The sequence below is a fragment of the Paenibacillus azoreducens genome, from assembly GCF_021654775.1.
Taxonomy (GTDB): Bacteria; Bacillota; Bacilli; order Paenibacillales; family Paenibacillaceae; genus Paenibacillus_AQ; species Paenibacillus_AQ azoreducens.
The window spans coordinates 2,430,160-2,447,749 of sequence record NZ_AP025343.1; the positions used below are offsets into that span (position 1 = coordinate 2,430,160).

The following is a 17,590-nucleotide window of genomic DNA, read 5'->3' on the forward strand; positions in this document are numbered from 1 at the left end:
TCTCTTGTATACCGGGGAGAGGAGCGATGTAGTTTATGGTATTGGAGGGCGAAGGACTTCAGGAACAAAACAGGCTTGGTTTACTGATTAAATCGGCATTATCCGCCAAATCCATGTCTATGCGGAAACTAAGTGCGGCAATAGGGATGGATACGGCATCCATATCGCGGATCGCGAGCGGAAAACAGCAGCCCAAACTGGAGCATTTGCAGCGGTTTGCCCAGCATTTGGATATCCCGTTGTTGGATCTGTTAACCGCTGCCGGCTTTGAAGCGGCAGAACCTAAAGACAGTCTCGGAGAGCTGCGGGACGCGCTTGAAGGCAGCGGAGTCAATGTGGATAATATGGCAACCCAAATCCGCAAGGAATTGCATAAATATGAGGCATATGCACAAACGGAGGAAGGTAAGGAATTGATCGAAAGCTCCTTTTTAGCCAAGCTGGATCAGCTTCGAAGCGCAGGTTACTACATTGACCTGCTGCGCGAGCTTTATCGCGATTATGCTTCTGGACAGCTGCCTGCAGCCGAGCAGTACGTCATCGGAAGCGCCCTTTTGTATTTTGTGCTGTCGGCGGATATTATCCCTGATTTCCATTTTCCCTTTGGTTATATTGACGATGCCATTGCCGTCCAGATCGTCATGGAGCAGCTTGAGCTTTTACGAAGATCCTCGTGATTTTTAAAGTCAAAAATGTTAAAGTGTAATGTATGGAAATGACATTTGATTAAGCTTGGGAGCTGATTGGCCTGTTAAATCGTGTGAACTGGTCTTTATTTGCGGAACATCTGTCCGAACTTCGGAAAAGGCTGTTTTGGATTCTCGCCGTTTTTTTGGCGTCGATGATTACGGCGATGTTTTTTACCGATGATGTTCTGCATTTTCTGAAAAGCCGACCGCCGGCCTCGCTGGTTGCCTGGAACGCGTTCAGTCCTTTTGACGGGATTAAAATTTATATGTATCTCTCCGCGGCATTATCTATGATCGTGGCCGTGCCGTTCACCTTGTTCCAGATCTGGGGATTTGTCAAACGGGGATTGCGGAAGGATGAGCGAAAAGCGGCACTCAAATATATTCCGGCGGCTTTTGTGCTGATAATCGTCGGTTTCGCCTTTGCCTATTTCGTGGTCTTTCCGATGGCATTCCGGTTTACAACCGATATGACGAAAAATTTAGGTTTGGTTGAAACTTATGGGATCGCGCAGTATTTTTCCTTCCTGACGAATATCGTCGTACCGGTCTCGCTGGCTTTCGAGCTGCCGGTGATCGTCATGTTTTTGACGAGACTCCGGATTTTGAATCCGGCCAAGCTTGTAAAAATACGTAAAGTATCTTATATGGTGCTGGTCTTTATCGCCTGCATGATTTCTCCGCCCGAGTTTTTTTCGCATATTTCGGTATCGCTGCCGTTTATCGCGCTTTATGAAATCAGCGTGCTCATGTCGCGCGTCGTTTACCGCAAGCAGCGGCGTTTGGACACGGAATATGGAGACCGAATGAACTATGGGGCGGTGTAAACGGACAAGCCGTTATTGCCGGTTCTGAATGTTTAAGTCTGATAGGAGGTATTCGTATTATGCTTAGCGATATCGGTGTGCCGGGATTTATTTTGCTGGCCGTGCTGGCGCTTCTGCTGTTCGGGCCAAGCAAGCTTCCAGGACTGGGGCGTGCCGCAGGAAAGACGCTCCGCGAGTTCAAGCGGGAAATGAATGAGATTTTCGGTGACGGTAAACCGGCTCCGCGCAAAACGCAATCTACCGGGCAAGCGGAAGGGGATCAAGCGACTGGGGTTAAGTCTGAATCAATGCAGTCCCGCAACCTTCCGGAATAAATTACCATAAATTTTTCGGGGATACGACTGTTGACATTACGGAATAGGTCTGTCATAATTCTCTGTAGTTAAATATGCACCTTTAATTCAGTCCCGTGAGGCTGGCAAGGTAACGTGAACCGAGGTTCACTTTCGCGGCATGCGCATGTCTATTTTGCGCCGTTCCGAAAGAATCCCTCGCGTCCAATTACGTCTAACGATATTAACTCCTTGCCGATTACGGCAAGGAGTTTTTTGCATGTTCACGGGTGATAATGTATCAATATCGCTTATAAAAAGGAGTGCGAAGAGGTATGAGTAACGAAATACATGTCATTATGGACGAAGCTGCGATCCGCCGGGCATTAACGCGGATTGCGCACGAGATTTTGGAAAGAAACAAGGGGATTGAAAATTGCGTCCTGATCGGAATCAAAACACGGGGCGAGTTTTTGGCGAAGCGGCTTGCCGACAAAATCCTTCAGATCGAAGGAACGCCGGTCCCTTGGGGGGCGGTGGATGTCACTGCTTATCGGGATGACCAGAAGGTTGTTGATCCGAAAGTCGCTTTGGATGTGAACCAAGAGCTGAAAGCTCTTGAAATCCGAGAGAAAAAAGTAATTTTATTCGATGATGTGCTCTACACCGGCCGGACGATTCGGGCAGCGATGGACGCGCTGATGGATTGCGGCAGGCCGCAGATGATTCAGTTAGCGGTACTGGCGGACAGAGGACATCGCGAACTGCCGATTCGCCCGGATTATATCGGGAAAAACGTGCCCACCTCGAAGCAGGAGCAGATCGAAGTCGCGCTGACGGAAACCGACGGCAAAGACGAGGTAACGATTTTCCAAAACCGGGAGGAGAAATAACGATGATGACGATGACGAAGCTTCAGGAACGCAGCTTGCTCGGATTAAAGGATCTTAGCCGAAGCGAAATCGAATCCATTCTGGATCGGGCCGAATATTGGGCGGGGCACGAAGAAAAATTGATCCCGGTTTTAAGCTCGCGGTTTGTAGCCAACATGTTTTTTGAAAACAGCACAAGAACGCGTTTTTCCTTCGAGATGGCCGAGAAACGGCTCGGCGCCCAGGTGCTCAACTTTGCGGCCGCTGCCTCGAGCGTGGAAAAAGGCGAATCGATATACGATACGGTCAAAACGCTGGAATCGATGGGGATTGAAGCCGGAGTCATCCGGCTGAAGCCGGTAGGCGCCCTCCAAGAGCTGGCCGGCAAAATTTCGGTGCCCCTGATTAACGCGGGGGACGGAAACAATGAGCATCCGACACAGGCGCTGCTGGACCTGTTTACGATGAAGAAACGGTTCGGGACTCTACAGGGACTGAGCGTCTCCATTATCGGCGACATTTCGCACAGCCGGGTGGCAAGATCGGATCTATGGGCGCTGCAAAAGTTTGGAGCCGAGGTTAAGTTTTGCGCCCCGGCCAATATGGCGGCGCCGGAGCTTGACGCTCCTTATGTATCAATGGACGAAGCGCTGAAATCGGATGTCGTGATGATGCTGCGGGTACAGCTCGAGCGGCATGAATCCGGCATACTGAAGTCGGCAGAGGAATATCGGGCGCAATACGGATTAACAGAAGAACGTGCGGCAAAGCTTTCGAAGCATACGCTGATTATGCATCCGGCACCGGTGAATCGGAACGTGGAAATCGATGATGCGGTCGTTGAATGTGGGCAGTCGGCCATATTCACACAGATGAGCAACGGGGTTCCGGTACGGATGGCAGTTATGGAAAGAGCGTTAAGGTAGGCGAGGGCAGGAATTTTTACGCCATCATATTAATAAATATACACAAATCTGAATTAATATTATACAATAGAAATCAACGAGCGGAGGGAAACAGCATGCACATTATTACAAATGCCAACGTGTTGAATGAACAAGGTGAAATTACGACTAAACACATCGTTATGGAGGGCGGGGTCATCCGCACTCTGATCGATGGGGATTCGGAGTGGAAACCGCTGGAGGGTGCGGAGATTACGGATGCCGCCGGCAAACTGGTAACGCCTGGACTTATCGATATGCATGTTCATTTGCGCGAGCCTGGTTTTGAACATAAGGAGACGATTGAAACAGGAAGCCGTTCGGCAGCCAAAGGCGGTTTTACGACGATTGCTTGCATGCCAAACACCAAACCGGTAACGGATAATCCGGAAACGGTGAAGCTTGTGCTGGATAAAGCCCGTGAAGCGGGAATCGTCAAGGTTCTCCCCTATGCGGCCATTACGGTGAGAGAGCTTGGAAGGGAACTGACCGATTTTACTGCGCTTAAGGCTGCGGGAGCCATCGGCTTTACGGATGACGGCGTTGGCGTGCAAAATGCCCAAATGATGAAAAATGCGATGCGGATGGCACGTGAGCTGGATATGCCGGTAATCGCGCACTGCGAAGAAAACTCGCTGGTTGAAAAGGGATGTGTTACGGAAGGCAAATTTGCCGAAAAGCATGGGCTTGTAGGCATCCCGAACGAATCGGAAGCGATTCATGTCGGCCGTGACATTCTCCTCGCCGAAGCGACGGGCGTTCACTACCATGTCTGCCATGTCAGCACCGAGCAATCCATCAGGCTGATTCGCCAAGCCAAATCGATTGGCATTAACGTGACCGCGGAGGTATGCCCGCATCACCTGATACTGTCCGATGAAGATATCCCGGGCCTTGACGCCAACTGGAAAATGAATCCTCCGCTTCGTTCGCCACGTGATGTAGAGGCATGTATCGAAGCGCTGCAGGATGGAACGCTCGACATGATCGTAACGGATCATGCGCCTCATACCGAAGAAGAAAAAGCCAAAGGAATGGAAATGGCACCTTTCGGCATCGTCGGTTTCGAAACGGCGTTCCCGCTGCTGTACACGAAATTCGTGGAGACAGGGCTTTGGGATCTTGCGTTTCTGGTTCGCCGCATGACGGCCGATCCTGCGAGAGTGTTTGGACTGAATGCCGGCAAGCTGGAAGAGGGAGCGCCTGCGGACTTGACCATGATTGACCTTGATGCTGAAAAAGAGGTTGATCCGAACCAATTTGCAAGCAAAGGACGGAACACGCCGTTTACCGGATGGAAGCTGAAAGGCTGGCCGGTCAAAACATGGGTGGACGGCAAGGTGGTATGGGCCGAATAACGGCCGCCCTGCCCAAAGATTGATCTGTAAGTTGAACTAAAGAAAAGGATAAGGAACAGGCAAGAGGGAGAAAGATTTACGGAGAAGCGAAGCGTTCGCCTAAAAGCTTTCCGTAGGAAAGCTAGCATCGTAAGCATACGCTTTGTGAGCGGATTTCGACACATGAATGAGTTTAAATCATAGAAATCTGGGAGCAACAGCGATCGAAAGAACATTTCACCCGGCTGCCCTCTTCCATACTTTCATTGGTTCAACTTATATAGAAGAAATAGAAAAGACAAGAAGAATGCTGCGGGGAAAGTTTTGTTTTTGCAGCATCCTCAAAACATACGTATCTGACAGAGGAGTGAGTGGAATGCAGGCAAGATTGCTTCTGGAGGACGGAACACTGTTTACAGGCAGTGCATTCGGAGCCGAAGGCGAAAGAACAGGCGAGGTTGTATTCAATACGGGAATTACGGGTTATCAGGAAGTGCTGTCGGATCCATCCTACTGCGGACAGATCGTGACAATGACATACCCGCTGATCGGCAACTACGGAATTACGCGCGATGATTTTGAATCCGCAGCGCCATACGTGCACGGATTCGTCGTGCGCCGCCATGAAACGGTGCCGAGCAACTGGCGCGCGGAATACAGCGTGGACAATTTATTGAAGGAATACGGCATCGTCGGCATCAGCGGCATCGATACGCGCATGCTGACCCGGATGATTCGCCAGCACGGCACGATGAGAGGCATTCTTACCACTTCGGCTGCATCGGTTGAAGAGCTGAGAGAACGCCTGGCGGGCAGCCCGATGCTTACCAATCAGGTAGCAACCGTTTCGACCCCGCATGTGTACAGCAGCCCAGGCTCCAAAGAGCGGATCGTTCTGGTGGATTATGGCGCGAAAACAGGTATTTTGCGCGAATTAACCGCTCGCGGCTGCGATGTGGTGGTAGTGCCTCATGACACGACGGCAGACGAAATCCGCCGCCTGAATCCGGATGGAATCCAGCTCTCGAACGGCCCCGGGGATCCGAAAGACGTACCGCATGCAATCGATACGATCCGGGAGCTTCTCGGCGAGTACCCGATCTTCGGGATCTGTCTCGGACACCAGCTGTTTGCGCTTGCTTGCGGCGCGGATACGGAAAAACTCAAGTTCGGTCACCGCGGCGGCAACCACCCGGTCAAAGACTTGAGAACGAACCGCTGCTACATCACTTCTCAAAACCATGGCTATACGGTTAACGAGCAGTCGATTGCCGGTACGGAACTTGAAGTTACTCATATCAACAACAACGATAAAACGATCGAAGGATTGAAACATAAAACCTATCCGGCCTTCACCGTGCAGTATCATCCGGAAGCGGCGCCGGGACCGTATGACAACAGTTATCTCTTCGATCAGTTTCTGGATATGATCAGAGAACATAAAAAACAACATCCGGCGAATCCGCGCCAAGCTGAGCTTGCTGCAGCCGCGAAAGGAGAACGTTAATTATGCCACTAAATAAACAGCTTAAGAAAATCCTTGTTATCGGCTCGGGCCCGATCGTAATCGGTCAGGCGGCGGAATTTGACTATGCGGGCACGCAGGCCTGCGAAGCGCTCAAAGAAGAAGGAGTCGAGGTTGTACTGATCAACAGCAACCCGGCAACGATTATGACGGATACGAATATGGCAGACAAAGTCTATATCGAACCGATTACGCTCGACTTCGTCACCCAAATCATCCGCCAGGAGCGTCCGGACGGACTGCTCCCGACGCTTGGCGGCCAAACAGGTCTGAATATGGCGGTTGAACTGGCGAAAGCAGGCATTCTCGAACAGGAGAACGTGAAGCTGCTCGGAACGCAGCTGACATCCATCGAAAAAGCGGAAGACCGCGACCTGTTCCGTGACCTGATGCGCGAGCTGGAGCAGCCGGTTCCGGAAAGCACGATCGTCACGACGTTGGAAGAAGCGCTTGCCTTCGCGGAAGAAGTCGGATATCCGGTCATCGTCCGTCCGGCTTACACGCTTGGCGGTACCGGCGGCGGCATTTGCGCAACCGAGGAAGAGCTGCGCGAAACGGTTTCCTCCGGAATCCGCTACAGCCCGATCGGACAATGCCTGATCGAGAAAAGCATCGCCGGCATGAAAGAAGTCGAATATGAAGTCATGCGCGACGCAAATGACAACTGCATCGTAGTCTGCAACATGGAAAACTTCGACCCGGTAGGCGTACATACCGGCGACAGCATCGTCGTAGCGCCAAGCCAGACCTTGTCCGACCGCGAATACCAAATGCTGAGATCGGCATCTCTGAAAATCATCCGCGCCTTGAATATCGAAGGCGGATGCAACGTACAGTTCGCGCTTGACCCGCACAGCTACCAATATTACGTCATCGAAGTGAATCCGCGTGTAAGCCGCTCATCTGCGCTTGCTTCCAAAGCGACAGGTTACCCGATTGCGAAAATGGCCGCCAAAATCGCTTTGGGTTATACGCTTGACGAGCTGGTCAATCCGGTTACCGGCCAAACCTATGCATGTTTTGAGCCGACGCTGGATTATATCGTAAGCAAAATTCCGCGCTGGCCATTCGATAAATTCATACATGCCAACCGCAAGCTGGGAACGCAAATGAAAGCGACCGGCGAAGTGATGGCGATCGGACGGACGTTTGAGGAATCCATGCATAAAGCGATCCGTTCCCTCGAGATCGGCGTACACCGCTTCTACTTGAAAGGTACGGAGGAACTGAGCGAAGATGTACTTAAAGAACGTCTCATTAAAGCCGATGACGAGCGCATCTTCCTGATCGCCGAAGCTTTCCGCCGCGGTTATGATCTGCAAACCATCCAGGATCTGACCAAAGTGGACTGGTGGTTCCTGGATAAGCTGCAAGGTTTGATCGCTTTCGAAGCTCAAATCCAGCAAAAAGAACTGACTCCCGAAACGTTGTATGAAGCCAAACGGTTAGGCTTTACCGACCGGGCAATTGCTGAACTGCGCGCGTTGGTGCTGGCAGACAGCTATACAAAGGAAGCGGAAGTACGGGAATACCGCCTGCAGCAGGAACTGCGTCCGGTCTACAAAATGGTAGATACCTGCGCAGCCGAGTTCGAAGCTTCAACGCCTTATTATTACTCGACTTATGAAACGGAAAACGAAGTAACGCAAACAAGCAAGGAAAAAGTGGTTGTGCTCGGCTCCGGTCCAATCCGGATCGGGCAGGGGATCGAGTTCGACTATTCGACGGTGCATGCGGTCTGGGCGATCCAGAACGCCGGATACGAAGCGGTTATCATCAACAATAACCCGGAAACGGTGTCGACGGATTTCAGCACTTCGGATCGCCTGTACTTTGAACCGCTCTTCTTCGAAGATGTCATGAACGTCATCGAACAGGAGAAACCGATCGGCGTCATCGTGCAATTCGGCGGACAAACTGCCATTAACCTGGCGGGACCGCTGAGCGCGGCGGGCGTTCCGATTCTCGGAACTTCCCTGGAAAGCATCGATGAAGCGGAAGACCGCAAAAAATTCGAAGCCCTGCTCTCTCGCCTCGATATCGCCCAGCCGAAAGGCAGCACGGTGACATCGGTGGATGAAGCGGTGGGAACCGCCCAGGCGCTTGGATACCCGGTTCTCGTCAGACCTTCTTACGTGCTCGGCGGACGGGCCATGGAAATCGTCTACTCCGATGCCGAACTGCTCAGTTACATGGAAGAGGCGGTCAAAATCAATCCGGAACATCCGGTTCTCATCGACCGTTACATGCTCGGTAAGGAAGTTGAAGTCGACGCCATCTGCGACGGCGAAACGGTGGTTATTCCGGGCATCATGGAGCATATCGAACGCGCCGGCGTACACTCCGGCGACTCGATTGCGGTTTACCCGCCGCAGCATCTGGAGCAGCATCTGAAAGATAAAATCGTCAGCATCACGACCCGCATCGCCAAAGAATTGAAAACTGTCGGTCTTGTCAACATCCAGTTCGTTATTTACAAAGACGAAGTGTATGTCATCGAAGTTAACCCGCGTTCTTCCCGGACAGTGCCGTTCCTGAGCAAGGTAACCAGCATTCCAATGGCAAATCTTGCGACGCAAGCGATTCTCGGCAACAATCTGAAGGATCTCGGCTACGAAGAAGGCATGTGGCCAGAGAGCGAATACGTATCGGTTAAGGTACCGGTATTCTCCTTTGCGAAGCTGCGGAGGGTAGAACCTACGCTCGGACCTGAAATGAAATCGACGGGCGAAGTGATGGGACGCGATTTGCAATACGCCAAAGCTTTGTACAAAGGTTTGATTGGCGCGGGGATGAAAATTCCTTCAACCGGCGCGATCATCGTGACGGTGGCCGATAAGGACAAAGAAGAAGCGGTTGAGCTGATGAAAGGCTTTAAACGGCTCGGCTACAAAATCTACGCGACAGGCGGAACGGCCGAGGCGCTTAGCGAAGCCGGAATTCTGGTGACAACGGTGCAAAAGCTGAGCGACGGTACGCCGAATATTCTCGACCTGATCCGCAATGGCGAAGCCCAGTTCGTCTTCAATACGCTAACCAAAGGCAAAACGCCGGCGCGTGACGGGTTCCGCATCCGCCGTGAAGCGGTTGAGAACGGGGTTGTATGCATGACCTCGCTGGATACGGTCAGAGCGCTGCTGAACATGCTGGACACTATCAACTTCTCATCCCAAGCGATGCCGGCATTTGCTGAGCGCTAGGGGGAACGAAACTTATGAATGAACGATATACGGAAATGGCGGGCCGCTTGATTGTGGCCCTGGATTACCCGGATGCGGATCAAGCTTCGGCGCTGCTTCAGCAGCTTGAAGGCATCCCCTGTTACATGAAGGTGGGCATGCAGCTGTATTATGCTGCAGGCCCGGCTTTTGTGCGGGATTTGAAAACCCGGGGTTACAAGGTGTTCCTGGATTTGAAAATGCATGATATCCCAAACACGGTCAAGGGTGGAGCGGAAAGCATCACCCGTCTTGGTGTGGACATGTTTAACGTTCATGCGGCAGGCGGCAAGGATATGATGGAGGCGGCTCTGCAAGGAGTGGACAAGGCCCTTCAATCAGATCCGTCCCTAAGCAAGCCGCTTGTGATTGCAGTGACCCAATTGACGAGCACGGGACAGGAAATGCTTAATCGGGAGATTGGCATTCCCGGCACCGTCAAAGATGCAGTGATCCGTTATGCGAAGCTGACACAGGCTGCCGGATTGGACGGCGTGGTAGCATCCGCACAGGAATCCGGCGATATCGCAGCCGCGTGCGGAAGCGAGTTTGTGACCGTGACCCCGGGCATCCGTCCTGCGGGCAGCGATCAGGGCGACCAGAAGCGTGTTTTAACGCCGGGAAACGCCATCCGGAATGGCAGCAGCTATATTGTTGTAGGACGGCCGATTACGATGGCCGAGAAGCCGAGAGAGGCTGCGGAACAAATCATTAAGGAGATGATGGGAGCATGACGAATCTTGCAGGGATTCCACATCAAATCGCGGCATATTTGCTGCAAATCGAGGCGGTGGCGCTTCGTCCGAAACAACCTTTTACCTGGACTTCCGGTATCAAATCGCCAATTTATTGCGATAACCGGCTTACAATGTCGTACCCTGAAGTCCGCGAATACATCGCCGAATCTTTTGCCGCTATCATCCGTGAGCAGTATCCGGATACCGAGGTAATCGCCGGAACGGCGACGGCAGGGATTCCCCATGCCGCATGGGTGGCGCAAAAAATGAACCTGCCCATGGCCTATATCCGTGATAAAGCGAAAGGCCACGGCAAAGAAAATCAAATCGAAGGGATCATCAAGCCGGGACAAAAAGCCATTATTATCGAGGACTTGATTTCCACGGGAGGCAGCTCCATCAAAGCCGCCCTGGCGGTAAATGAAGCCGGAGCCAAAGCCCAGGCTGTGTTGTCCATTTTCAACTATCAGCTGAACAAGGCCGTACAAGCCTTTGCAGACGCAGGAATTCCGTTCCAGAGCTTGTCCAATTATGAGGCGCTGATGGATGTTGCTTTGGAGCAAGGCAAAATTCAGCCCGAGGACATTCAGGCACTGAAAGCTTGGAGAGAAGATCCTTCTTCCTTCGGCGTATAAACTGGAATACAAAAAGCAGCCCCTGGTTAACCCTACTATAATGAATAGTGGATACTATGTTTAATATTACATAGACTATCCACTATTTTTTTTGATAGATAAGGCTTATGTTTTATGAGCGGGCAAAGAAATGAAAGCTCAAGAAGCTGGAATGAAGTGATTGCTTAATTTATGGAATTTTGAAATAATTGTTATTAAGTGAAAGGGTGCAGTTTTAATAAACAGAGTATATAAAATAATCTAATGTTAAAAGAGGGTAGGAAAATGAATGAACCAAGAATTTCCGATAATTGAGACTGAAAGATTAATTTTAAGAGAAGTAGCAACAGGGGATGCTCATGATATGTTTAAATATTTATCTGATGTAGATGTTGTGAAACATATTGGGCTAGCGCCTTTCCAGACAATTAAAGATGCTTGGGATGAAATTAATTGGTATAACTCTATTATCGAAGAAGGCACTGGCATTAGATGGGGAATTACATTAAAAGATGTTGGGAAAATTATAGGAAGTTGTGGCTTTCTTAATATGGTTACGAAACATCATCGAGCTGAAGTGGGATTTGAATTAAGCAAAGATTACTGGGGGAAAGGAATAGCTAGCGAAGCATTAGAAGCAGTTATTAAATTTGGGTTCAATCACTATCAGTTGGAAAGAATTGAAGCTTTAATAGAACCTGCAAATCTCCCGTCGCAAAAATTGGTAGAGAGGCAAGGTTTTACAAGAGAGGGTCTATTAAGACATTATGAATATACATGTGGTAAATTTGATGATTTATATTTGTACTCAATCTTAAAAGGAGACCTTAACCTTATTTAAGGAATGTATTCAACAAATACCAGTTAATATGAGTTATATGATTATTCTAGAAAAAGGCGTTGTAATGAAATAAAAAGGAGAAAACATTTTTTATATGTCTTCTCCTTTTTTTTATGAATTTTATAGTTAGGTCTTGATAACTTTAAGACTGCTTTTTTGTACGATGTTCTTCTTATTAGTGAATTGCGCTTTTCTCGAAATTTCCGCCCAGCACGTCCGATACACTTTCGATTGCGATAAAAGCTTTCGGGTCAATTTCCTGGACGACGGCTTTCAATTTGGCAAGTTCAAGCCGGGTCACCACGCAATAGATCATTTGCGTATCTTCCCGCGAATACCCGCCGCGCGCATAAATGAAAGTGGTCGTGCGTCCGAGGCGCGCCTGAATCGTTTCGGAGATCTCTTCATATTCGCTGGAGATAATCGTAACCGATTTGGATTCGTTCAAACCTTCAACCACGATATCCATGATCTTCGAAGCCATGTAATATGTAAAGATGGAGTACATCGCGGAATCCCATCCAAATACAAACCCGGCGATGATAAAAATAAACACGTTCATGATCATAATGAGTTGGCCGACCGGAATACGCGTTTTTTTGGAAAGAAGAATAGCAACGATTTCGGTTCCGTCAAGCGAGCCGCCAAAACGGATTACGAGGCCGACGCCAAGACCAAGGATCAGGCCGCCGAACAGGACGGCAAGTATTTTTTCATTGGTAAAAGGACTGACATCATGCAGAAGCTGCGTCGTCACGGACATGACCACAATGCCGTACAAGGTGGAGATGGCGAAGGTTTTGCCGATCTGTTTGTAACCGAGAAATAAAAACGGGAGATTGATTATAAAAAGGAAAATCCCGAGCGGAATGGATGTAATTTCGGATAATACGATCGAGATACCAGTAATGCCGCCGTCGATGATGCTGTTGGGCACCAGGAAAACTTCGAGCGCGACAGCCATCAAGATGGCGCCGGCCGTAATAAAAATAAATTTTTTCAACAAATCGACGGGAGAAAGTTTCCTATGCGTTTTTGCCATTCAAATTCCTCGCTTCCAGAAAAAGTTTGATGTTAAACAACTTAGTTAATATTATAAAATAATTTAAAGATAATCTCAAAACAGATATCCAAAAATGCATGAGGATTGGTTCTTCAGGCAACAATAGGCAAGCAACACCATTTATCATGCCGTAAAGGAGCGAGCATCATGCAGTGGGTTTATTTCGGAAAACTGTACAAGACTAGATTTCAGGCAGGCTGCTTGGCGAAAAGGCTGGAACAGAACGGTTGGATTTACGGATATGACGATCCGCGGCTGGTAGAAATCTTTCGTTCGCGCAGGGGGAGATATGGGGTACGCTTTATTCCCTAAGCTAACAACACCGTTGAATTTTTTAATGGTATTAGCGATCTGCCGTGCGCGATGAATCCTATAAAAAATGAAGAAAGCGCAGTACAACAACATATATTGAACTTCCTTAAAAAAACACTTGACGTATTACCTACTTATGCTGTATATTAATTCTTGTCGCTAATTTAATAATACTAATGACGCGGGGTGGAGCAGTCCGGTAGCTCGTCGGGCTCATAACCCGAAGGCCGCAGGTTCAAATCCTGCCCCCGCAACCAATCCTTCAGCCATTATTTGAACGAATACATATTTTGATTGGGGCCCTTAGCTCAGTTGGTTAGAGCGGTCGGCTCATAACCGACTGGTCGGGGGTTCGAGTCCCTCAGGGCCCACCATAAAAATATGACCTTGCCGGGGTGGCGGAATTGGCAGACGCACAGGACTTAAAATCCTGCGGTAGGTGACTACCGTACCGGTTCGAGCCCGGTCCTCGGCATCCAGCAAGAAATCGCGATTACATCAACGTTAAATGTCCGCTAAATAGCGGGAGGTCCTGCGTAGTTGAAGCACAACTAAGCGTAGGTACACAGGACCCAGCAAAAAACGCCTCATCTCCGTTTATACGGAGAGAGGCGTTTTTTGCTGTGACAAGAGTTCGCAGTATAAATATTAACATGCAGGCTGCACTCAGCGGTTCTTATCCCCCATTACGGCAGAGGAAGCCAGTCAATGACGCGTTTGATTTCCTTGTCCCAGAAACTCCATTCGTGGCCGCCAGGGCCTTCAGAATATGTATATCCAGGCAGGTCGGGTTGCTCTGCGACATAGTCTCTGAATTTCACGTTCTGCTCATATAAAAAATCCTCCGTGCCGCAGCTTTGATACAGCTTCAAATGCGATAATTTCGCTCGGTTGGCCTCATTTGCCAGCCAGAACAGATCCAGTGGCGTTCCTTCGATCGTTTGCCCCGCGAAAATGGCATCAAAATCTTTCATGTTCGCCCCGAACTGCGCCTGATATCCTGCCAGATCCATCACTCCGGAAAAGGATGCCGCCGCCGCGAATTGTTCAGGATAATTAAAGGCCCATTTAAAAGCCCCATATCCGCCCATGGAGAGTCCTGCCACGTAATTTTTCCGGGGATCGGTTGATAATGGAAAGAAGTGCCTCATTTTTACAGGCAGTTCTTTGGTCAGGAATGTCCAATAAGCGTTTCCGTAAGTCATATCCGCATAAAAACTGCGTCCAACCTGAGGCATCACGACGGCAACTCCCCGCTCGTTTGCATAACGTTCGATAGAGGTTTGGCGCGTCCAGCAGCTGTCGTCATCCGACAGGCCATGAAGCAGCCACAGGGTCGGATAGGTGATATCGGCCAGCGAATCCGGATGGCTCGGATCTACATATTTTTGCTCCGGCAGAATGACGTGAACGCTGGTGGTCAGCTCTAACGTATTCGAGAAGAAACGGGTTGAATGCAAAGACAATGATTCCATCTCCTTTTTGGCAAGTAAGGTTTGTTTGCTCATAGTTTGCCATAAGGCGTATATCAGTGTAAATGCTTTTATTATGACGGTACGGTCTTTTTTCTGGTCTCCTGTTTGCAATATACCGTTCTAGGGTATTCTAAATTAATGCAAACCCAAACAATCAGGAGTGATTGAATATGCGAAAACAACTGGTTTTTATCAGCACCGCAGCTGTGATCTTGTTGTCCTTGAGCGGCTGCTGGAATGATGCGAAAAGCGATAAAGGAGCTGCACCGGAATCTGCATCAGCGATGAGCCATTCCGATATGCATCATTCGGACTCGGGCGAAGTTCCCCCAGGTCTGCAAAAAGCTGTAAATCCCGCCTTTAAGCCCGGAACCAAAGCGATTCTGAAAGCGGATCATATGCCCGGAATGAAGGGGGCCACGGCAACGATTGTAGGCGCCTACAGCACGACAACCTATGAGGTAACCTATACTCCTGCGACCGGCGGCGAGCCCGTCAAACATCATAAATGGGTCATTCAGGAGGAAATAAAAGACGCGGGCCGGGAGCCTTTGAAAAAAGGGACGCACGCAATCCTTGAAGCGGAGCATATGCCAGGCATGAAAGGGGCGAAAGCCATCATAGAATCCGCCGAAAATACAAACGTGTATATGGTGGATTACACGCCGACCACAGGAGGCGTCCCCGTTAAAAACCATAAATGGGTCACCGAAAGCGAGCTTTCGGCTAGCTGAGCGGGACAACCTTATTTGGCTAATGAAAGTCCGTCTGCAATTGATGCGGCGGACTTTCTATTTTATTGATCATTTTCGCCTTGCCATGTTAAACTCAAAATTGTGTTCTTTTATTGCTTCACTGCCGGCCCGGATGCAGGACCAGTATGGAAGGTTAATAGAATAGAGAAGACATGGGGAGGAGAACGGGAATGTTTGAAAATGATTGGGATGAGCAGCTGCAGGAAGAAGTGGCGAAGCCGTATTTCAATGATTTGCGGTACGCGCTTGCCAGGGAATATAAATTACATACGGTGTATCCGTCCAAAGAAAACTTGTTTCAGGCGCTGAAGCTCACTTCTTACGAACATACGAAGGTTGTCATTTTGGGACAAGATCCCTATCATGGACCGGGGCAGGCGCATGGCCTGAGCTTTTCCGTGCAGCCGGGCGTACGGATCCCGCCTTCATTGATTAATATTTATAAAGAACTGAACAGCGATTTGGGATTGCCTGTACCGAATAACGGCTACCTGGTCCACTGGGCCAAGCAGGGCGTACTTCTGCTCAACACGGTGCTTACCGTGCGCGAAGGGCAGGCCAATTCCCACAAAAATCTCGGCTGGGAGCAATTTACCGATGCCGTGATCGAAAAGTTAAATGAGCGGGACAAGCCGATTGTTTTTATTTTATGGGGGAGCCATGCGCAAAAGAAAGGGGCTTTCATCGACCCTAAAAAGCATCTCGTGCTCAAGTCGGTGCATCCGAGTCCATTATCGGTACACCGCGGATTTTTTGGCAGCCGCCCTTTTTCCAAAACGAATGATTTTCTGAAATCGCAGCACATGGAGCCTATCGATTGGGCGATTCCCAATATATGACCTTTCTGCTCTAATAATGAACAGCATTTTCATTCCATAACAGCAGCTTAACGCTGCATGACATTTTGGTATATCTAAAAAGACGGGCTTAAGCCCGCCTTTTTCATTCCTTCATCCCTTCAATTTTTTCTGAAAGGAATAGCTTGTAACACCGTACAATAATGATCTTGGCAACCATATATAACGGAATGGCCAAAATGACGCCTAGAATTCCGGAAAATTTGGCACCGATCAGCAGCAGAACAATCGTCGTCAGCGGATGGATATCCAGCCGTTTGCCGTATATGACCGGCGTAAGCAGATTGTCCTGGATTTGCTGCGCAACCACGATGACAACAACCGACCAGAGGGCCTTGGAAGGCGAATCGATAAAGCCGACGATGACAACCGGTACCGAAGCGATTAGCGCACCAACGTACGGGATGAGGTTCAGCACGATGGAAATAAGCGCCAACAGCAGCGAATAAGGCAAACCGATGATTAAAAAGCCGATATACATCAGCACACCCAGCATGACATTCAGGAGCACCCGGCCCACAATAAAGTTGCTGAGAGCCGAATCGATTTCATCCAGTACCTCTTGGCCTTCCTGGCGATATTTCGGCGGCAGCAGGCGAAGCAGGATCGGCGGCAGTTTGCTGCTTTCCTTCAGCATGTAGTACAGCACGATCGGTACGGTTGCAAGAACGACGACGACATTGGATACCACCGAAATAAAGTTGGTAATCGAAGCGGTTACGGTGGTGATCAGTGTATTCAGGTACTTGACGATCCGGGTACCCAAATCGGACTCGTCCGGAACCAGTTTGGAGAAATATCGGTTACTTTGGAGTTGTTCCAGCTGCTTTTGCAGACCCTCCACAAAATGAGGAGCATTATTGACAAAATTGATGACTTGGTCGCTTAAAGTCGGCCAGACAAGGATGGAAAACAGAACGAGCAATCCTGCAAAAACGAGATAGATCAGCAGAATCGAAATCGGCTTGGGCCAACGGTGCTTTTCCAAAAAATTGACGATTGGACGCAATAAATAATACATAAAGCCGGCCAGCATCAACGGTACAATCATAATATTAAACAGCAAAACGAACGGATGAAAAATAAAGCTTACTTTAGAGCCCAGATAGATGATCAGCAGCGCGCAGATGATTCCCAGGCATGTACGAAAATATTTGCTTTGCAGCAAGCGCGAGTCCTCCTAACTTTCTATGTACCTACGTTTATTTTCCCCTGCTTATTCTCCATTAACCAATATACACGCCCAACCTTT

At 49.4% G+C, this 17,590-nt stretch carries 17 protein-coding genes and 3 tRNA genes; 17 read left to right on the plus strand and 3 right to left on the minus strand.

Features of this window, described 5'->3' with window-relative positions:
- Nucleotides 1-35: 35 nt before the first annotated feature.
- From L6442_RS10315 to L6442_RS10365, 11 genes are all read left to right on the plus strand, one after another.
- Nucleotides 36-677 carry a helix-turn-helix domain-containing protein gene (locus L6442_RS10315; protein ID WP_212980108.1) on the plus strand — a complete coding sequence of 214 codons (642 nt, stop codon included), beginning with the start codon at nucleotides 36-38 and terminating at the stop codon, nucleotides 675-677.
- 83 nt (nucleotides 678-760) lie between these two features.
- Nucleotides 761-1,516 (plus strand): twin-arginine translocase subunit TatC, encoded by a 756-nt coding sequence (tatC, locus tag L6442_RS10320; RefSeq protein WP_212980109.1) that lies wholly within the window; start codon nucleotides 761-763, stop codon nucleotides 1,514-1,516.
- Between the two features lie 59 nt (nucleotides 1,517-1,575).
- Entirely contained in the window at nucleotides 1,576-1,830 is a 255-nt protein-coding gene (tatA, locus tag L6442_RS10325) for a twin-arginine translocase TatA/TatE family subunit (RefSeq protein WP_212980110.1), read from the plus strand.
- Between the two features lie 293 nt (nucleotides 1,831-2,123).
- Nucleotides 2,124-2,681, plus strand: a complete 558-nt coding sequence (gene pyrR, locus L6442_RS10330; RefSeq protein WP_212980111.1) for a bifunctional pyr operon transcriptional regulator/uracil phosphoribosyltransferase PyrR — start codon at nucleotides 2,124-2,126, stop codon at nucleotides 2,679-2,681.
- A gap of 2 nt (nucleotides 2,682-2,683) precedes the next feature.
- A complete protein-coding gene (locus L6442_RS10335; RefSeq protein WP_212980112.1) occupies nucleotides 2,684-3,586 on the plus strand; it encodes an aspartate carbamoyltransferase catalytic subunit in 903 nt (300 codons plus the stop codon).
- Nucleotides 3,587-3,681: 95 nt separating this feature from the next.
- Nucleotides 3,682-4,962, plus strand: coding sequence for a dihydroorotase (locus L6442_RS10340; RefSeq protein WP_212980113.1), 1,281 nt, complete (start codon nucleotides 3,682-3,684; stop codon nucleotides 4,960-4,962).
- A gap of 355 nt (nucleotides 4,963-5,317) precedes the next feature.
- Nucleotides 5,318-6,448, plus strand: coding sequence for a carbamoyl phosphate synthase small subunit (locus L6442_RS10345; RefSeq protein ID WP_212980114.1), 1,131 nt, complete (start codon nucleotides 5,318-5,320; stop codon nucleotides 6,446-6,448).
- 2 nt (nucleotides 6,449-6,450) lie between these two features.
- Nucleotides 6,451-9,666, plus strand: coding sequence for a carbamoyl-phosphate synthase large subunit (gene carB / locus L6442_RS10350; protein WP_212980115.1), 3,216 nt, complete (start codon nucleotides 6,451-6,453; stop codon nucleotides 9,664-9,666).
- A 14-nt stretch (nucleotides 9,667-9,680) separates the two neighbouring features.
- Complete coding sequence (gene pyrF, locus L6442_RS10355) at nucleotides 9,681-10,418, plus strand: orotidine-5'-phosphate decarboxylase (protein ID WP_272880329.1); 738 nt, start codon at nucleotides 9,681-9,683, stop codon at nucleotides 10,416-10,418.
- Complete coding sequence (gene pyrE / locus L6442_RS10360) at nucleotides 10,415-11,056, plus strand: orotate phosphoribosyltransferase (protein WP_212980116.1); 642 nt, start codon at nucleotides 10,415-10,417, stop codon at nucleotides 11,054-11,056. Before pyrF ends, pyrE begins: the two co-directional genes overlap by 4 nt.
- A 268-nt stretch (nucleotides 11,057-11,324) precedes the next feature.
- Nucleotides 11,325-11,876 (plus strand): GNAT family N-acetyltransferase, encoded by a 552-nt coding sequence (locus L6442_RS10365; RefSeq protein WP_212980117.1) that lies wholly within the window; start codon nucleotides 11,325-11,327, stop codon nucleotides 11,874-11,876.
- Between the two features lie 175 nt (nucleotides 11,877-12,051).
- On the opposite strand, the gene L6442_RS10370 is transcribed toward L6442_RS10365, so the two are convergent.
- A complete protein-coding gene (locus L6442_RS10370) occupies nucleotides 12,052-12,918 on the minus strand; it encodes a YitT family protein (RefSeq protein ID WP_212980118.1) in 867 nt (288 codons plus the stop codon).
- A gap of 168 nt (nucleotides 12,919-13,086) precedes the next feature.
- On the opposite strand from L6442_RS10370, the gene L6442_RS10375 reads away from it, so the two are divergent.
- From L6442_RS10375 to L6442_RS10390, 4 genes are all read left to right on the plus strand, one after another.
- The gene (locus L6442_RS10375) at nucleotides 13,087-13,251 is read left to right on the plus strand and encodes a hypothetical protein (RefSeq protein WP_194230002.1); all 165 of its coding nucleotides are present in this window, start codon (nucleotides 13,087-13,089) and stop codon (nucleotides 13,249-13,251) included.
- Nucleotides 13,252-13,431: 180 nt separating this feature from the next.
- Nucleotides 13,432-13,508, plus strand: a tRNA-Met gene (locus tag L6442_RS10380).
- 40 nt (nucleotides 13,509-13,548) lie between these two features.
- Nucleotides 13,549-13,625 (plus strand) — tRNA-Ile (locus tag L6442_RS10385).
- Between the two features lie 15 nt (nucleotides 13,626-13,640).
- Nucleotides 13,641-13,726 (plus strand) — tRNA-Leu (locus L6442_RS10390).
- Between the two features lie 211 nt (nucleotides 13,727-13,937).
- On the opposite strand, the gene L6442_RS10395 is transcribed toward L6442_RS10390, so the two are convergent.
- Nucleotides 13,938-14,717: an alpha/beta hydrolase gene (locus L6442_RS10395; protein ID WP_237100280.1), complete on the minus strand. Its 780-nt coding sequence runs from the start codon at nucleotides 14,715-14,717 to the stop codon at nucleotides 13,938-13,940.
- Between the two features lie 179 nt (nucleotides 14,718-14,896).
- Here L6442_RS10395 and L6442_RS10400 point away from each other — a divergent pair, with 179 nt between their 5' ends.
- Nucleotides 14,897-15,460, plus strand: a complete 564-nt coding sequence (locus L6442_RS10400; RefSeq protein ID WP_212980119.1) for a YdhK family protein — start codon at nucleotides 14,897-14,899, stop codon at nucleotides 15,458-15,460.
- Nucleotides 15,461-15,651: 191 nt separating this feature from the next.
- Nucleotides 15,652-16,320 carry a uracil-DNA glycosylase gene (locus tag L6442_RS10405; RefSeq protein ID WP_212980120.1) on the plus strand — a complete coding sequence of 223 codons (669 nt, stop codon included), beginning with the start codon at nucleotides 15,652-15,654 and terminating at the stop codon, nucleotides 16,318-16,320.
- A gap of 103 nt (nucleotides 16,321-16,423) precedes the next feature.
- Here L6442_RS10405 and L6442_RS10410 read toward each other — a convergent pair whose 3' ends face one another.
- On the minus strand, nucleotides 16,424-17,506 hold the full coding sequence (locus L6442_RS10410) for an AI-2E family transporter (RefSeq protein ID WP_212980121.1): 1,083 nt from the start codon (nucleotides 17,504-17,506) through the stop codon (nucleotides 16,424-16,426).
- Nucleotides 17,507-17,590 lie beyond the last annotated feature (84 nt).

Excerpts from the sequence above, each read along its gene's own strand:
- L6442_RS10315 (WP_212980108.1), top strand. The coding sequence starts at position 36 with ATGGTATTGGAGGGCGAAGGACTTCAGGAACAAAACAGGCTTGGTTTA.
- tatA (WP_212980110.1), top strand. The coding sequence starts at position 1,576 with ATGCTTAGCGATATCGGTGTGCCGGGATTTATTTTGCTGGCCGTGCTG.
- pyrR (WP_212980111.1), top strand. The coding sequence starts at position 2,124 with ATGAGTAACGAAATACATGTCATTATGGACGAAGCTGCGATCCGCCGG.
- L6442_RS10335 (WP_212980112.1), top strand. The coding sequence starts at position 2,684 with ATGATGACGATGACGAAGCTTCAGGAACGCAGCTTGCTCGGATTAAAG.
- L6442_RS10340 (WP_212980113.1), top strand. The coding sequence starts at position 3,682 with ATGCACATTATTACAAATGCCAACGTGTTGAATGAACAAGGTGAAATT.
- L6442_RS10345 (WP_212980114.1), top strand. The coding sequence starts at position 5,318 with ATGCAGGCAAGATTGCTTCTGGAGGACGGAACACTGTTTACAGGCAGT.
- carB (WP_212980115.1), top strand. The coding sequence starts at position 6,451 with ATGCCACTAAATAAACAGCTTAAGAAAATCCTTGTTATCGGCTCGGGC.
- pyrF (WP_272880329.1), top strand. The coding sequence starts at position 9,681 with ATGAATGAACGATATACGGAAATGGCGGGCCGCTTGATTGTGGCCCTG.
- pyrE (WP_212980116.1), top strand. The coding sequence starts at position 10,415 with ATGACGAATCTTGCAGGGATTCCACATCAAATCGCGGCATATTTGCTG.
- L6442_RS10365 (WP_212980117.1), top strand. The coding sequence starts at position 11,325 with ATGAACCAAGAATTTCCGATAATTGAGACTGAAAGATTAATTTTAAGA.
- L6442_RS10370 (WP_212980118.1), bottom strand. The coding sequence starts at position 12,918 with ATGGCAAAAACGCATAGGAAACTTTCTCCCGTCGATTTGTTGAAAAAA.
- L6442_RS10375 (WP_194230002.1), top strand. The coding sequence starts at position 13,087 with ATGCAGTGGGTTTATTTCGGAAAACTGTACAAGACTAGATTTCAGGCA.
- L6442_RS10400 (WP_212980119.1), top strand. The coding sequence starts at position 14,897 with ATGCGAAAACAACTGGTTTTTATCAGCACCGCAGCTGTGATCTTGTTG.
- L6442_RS10405 (WP_212980120.1), top strand. The coding sequence starts at position 15,652 with ATGTTTGAAAATGATTGGGATGAGCAGCTGCAGGAAGAAGTGGCGAAG.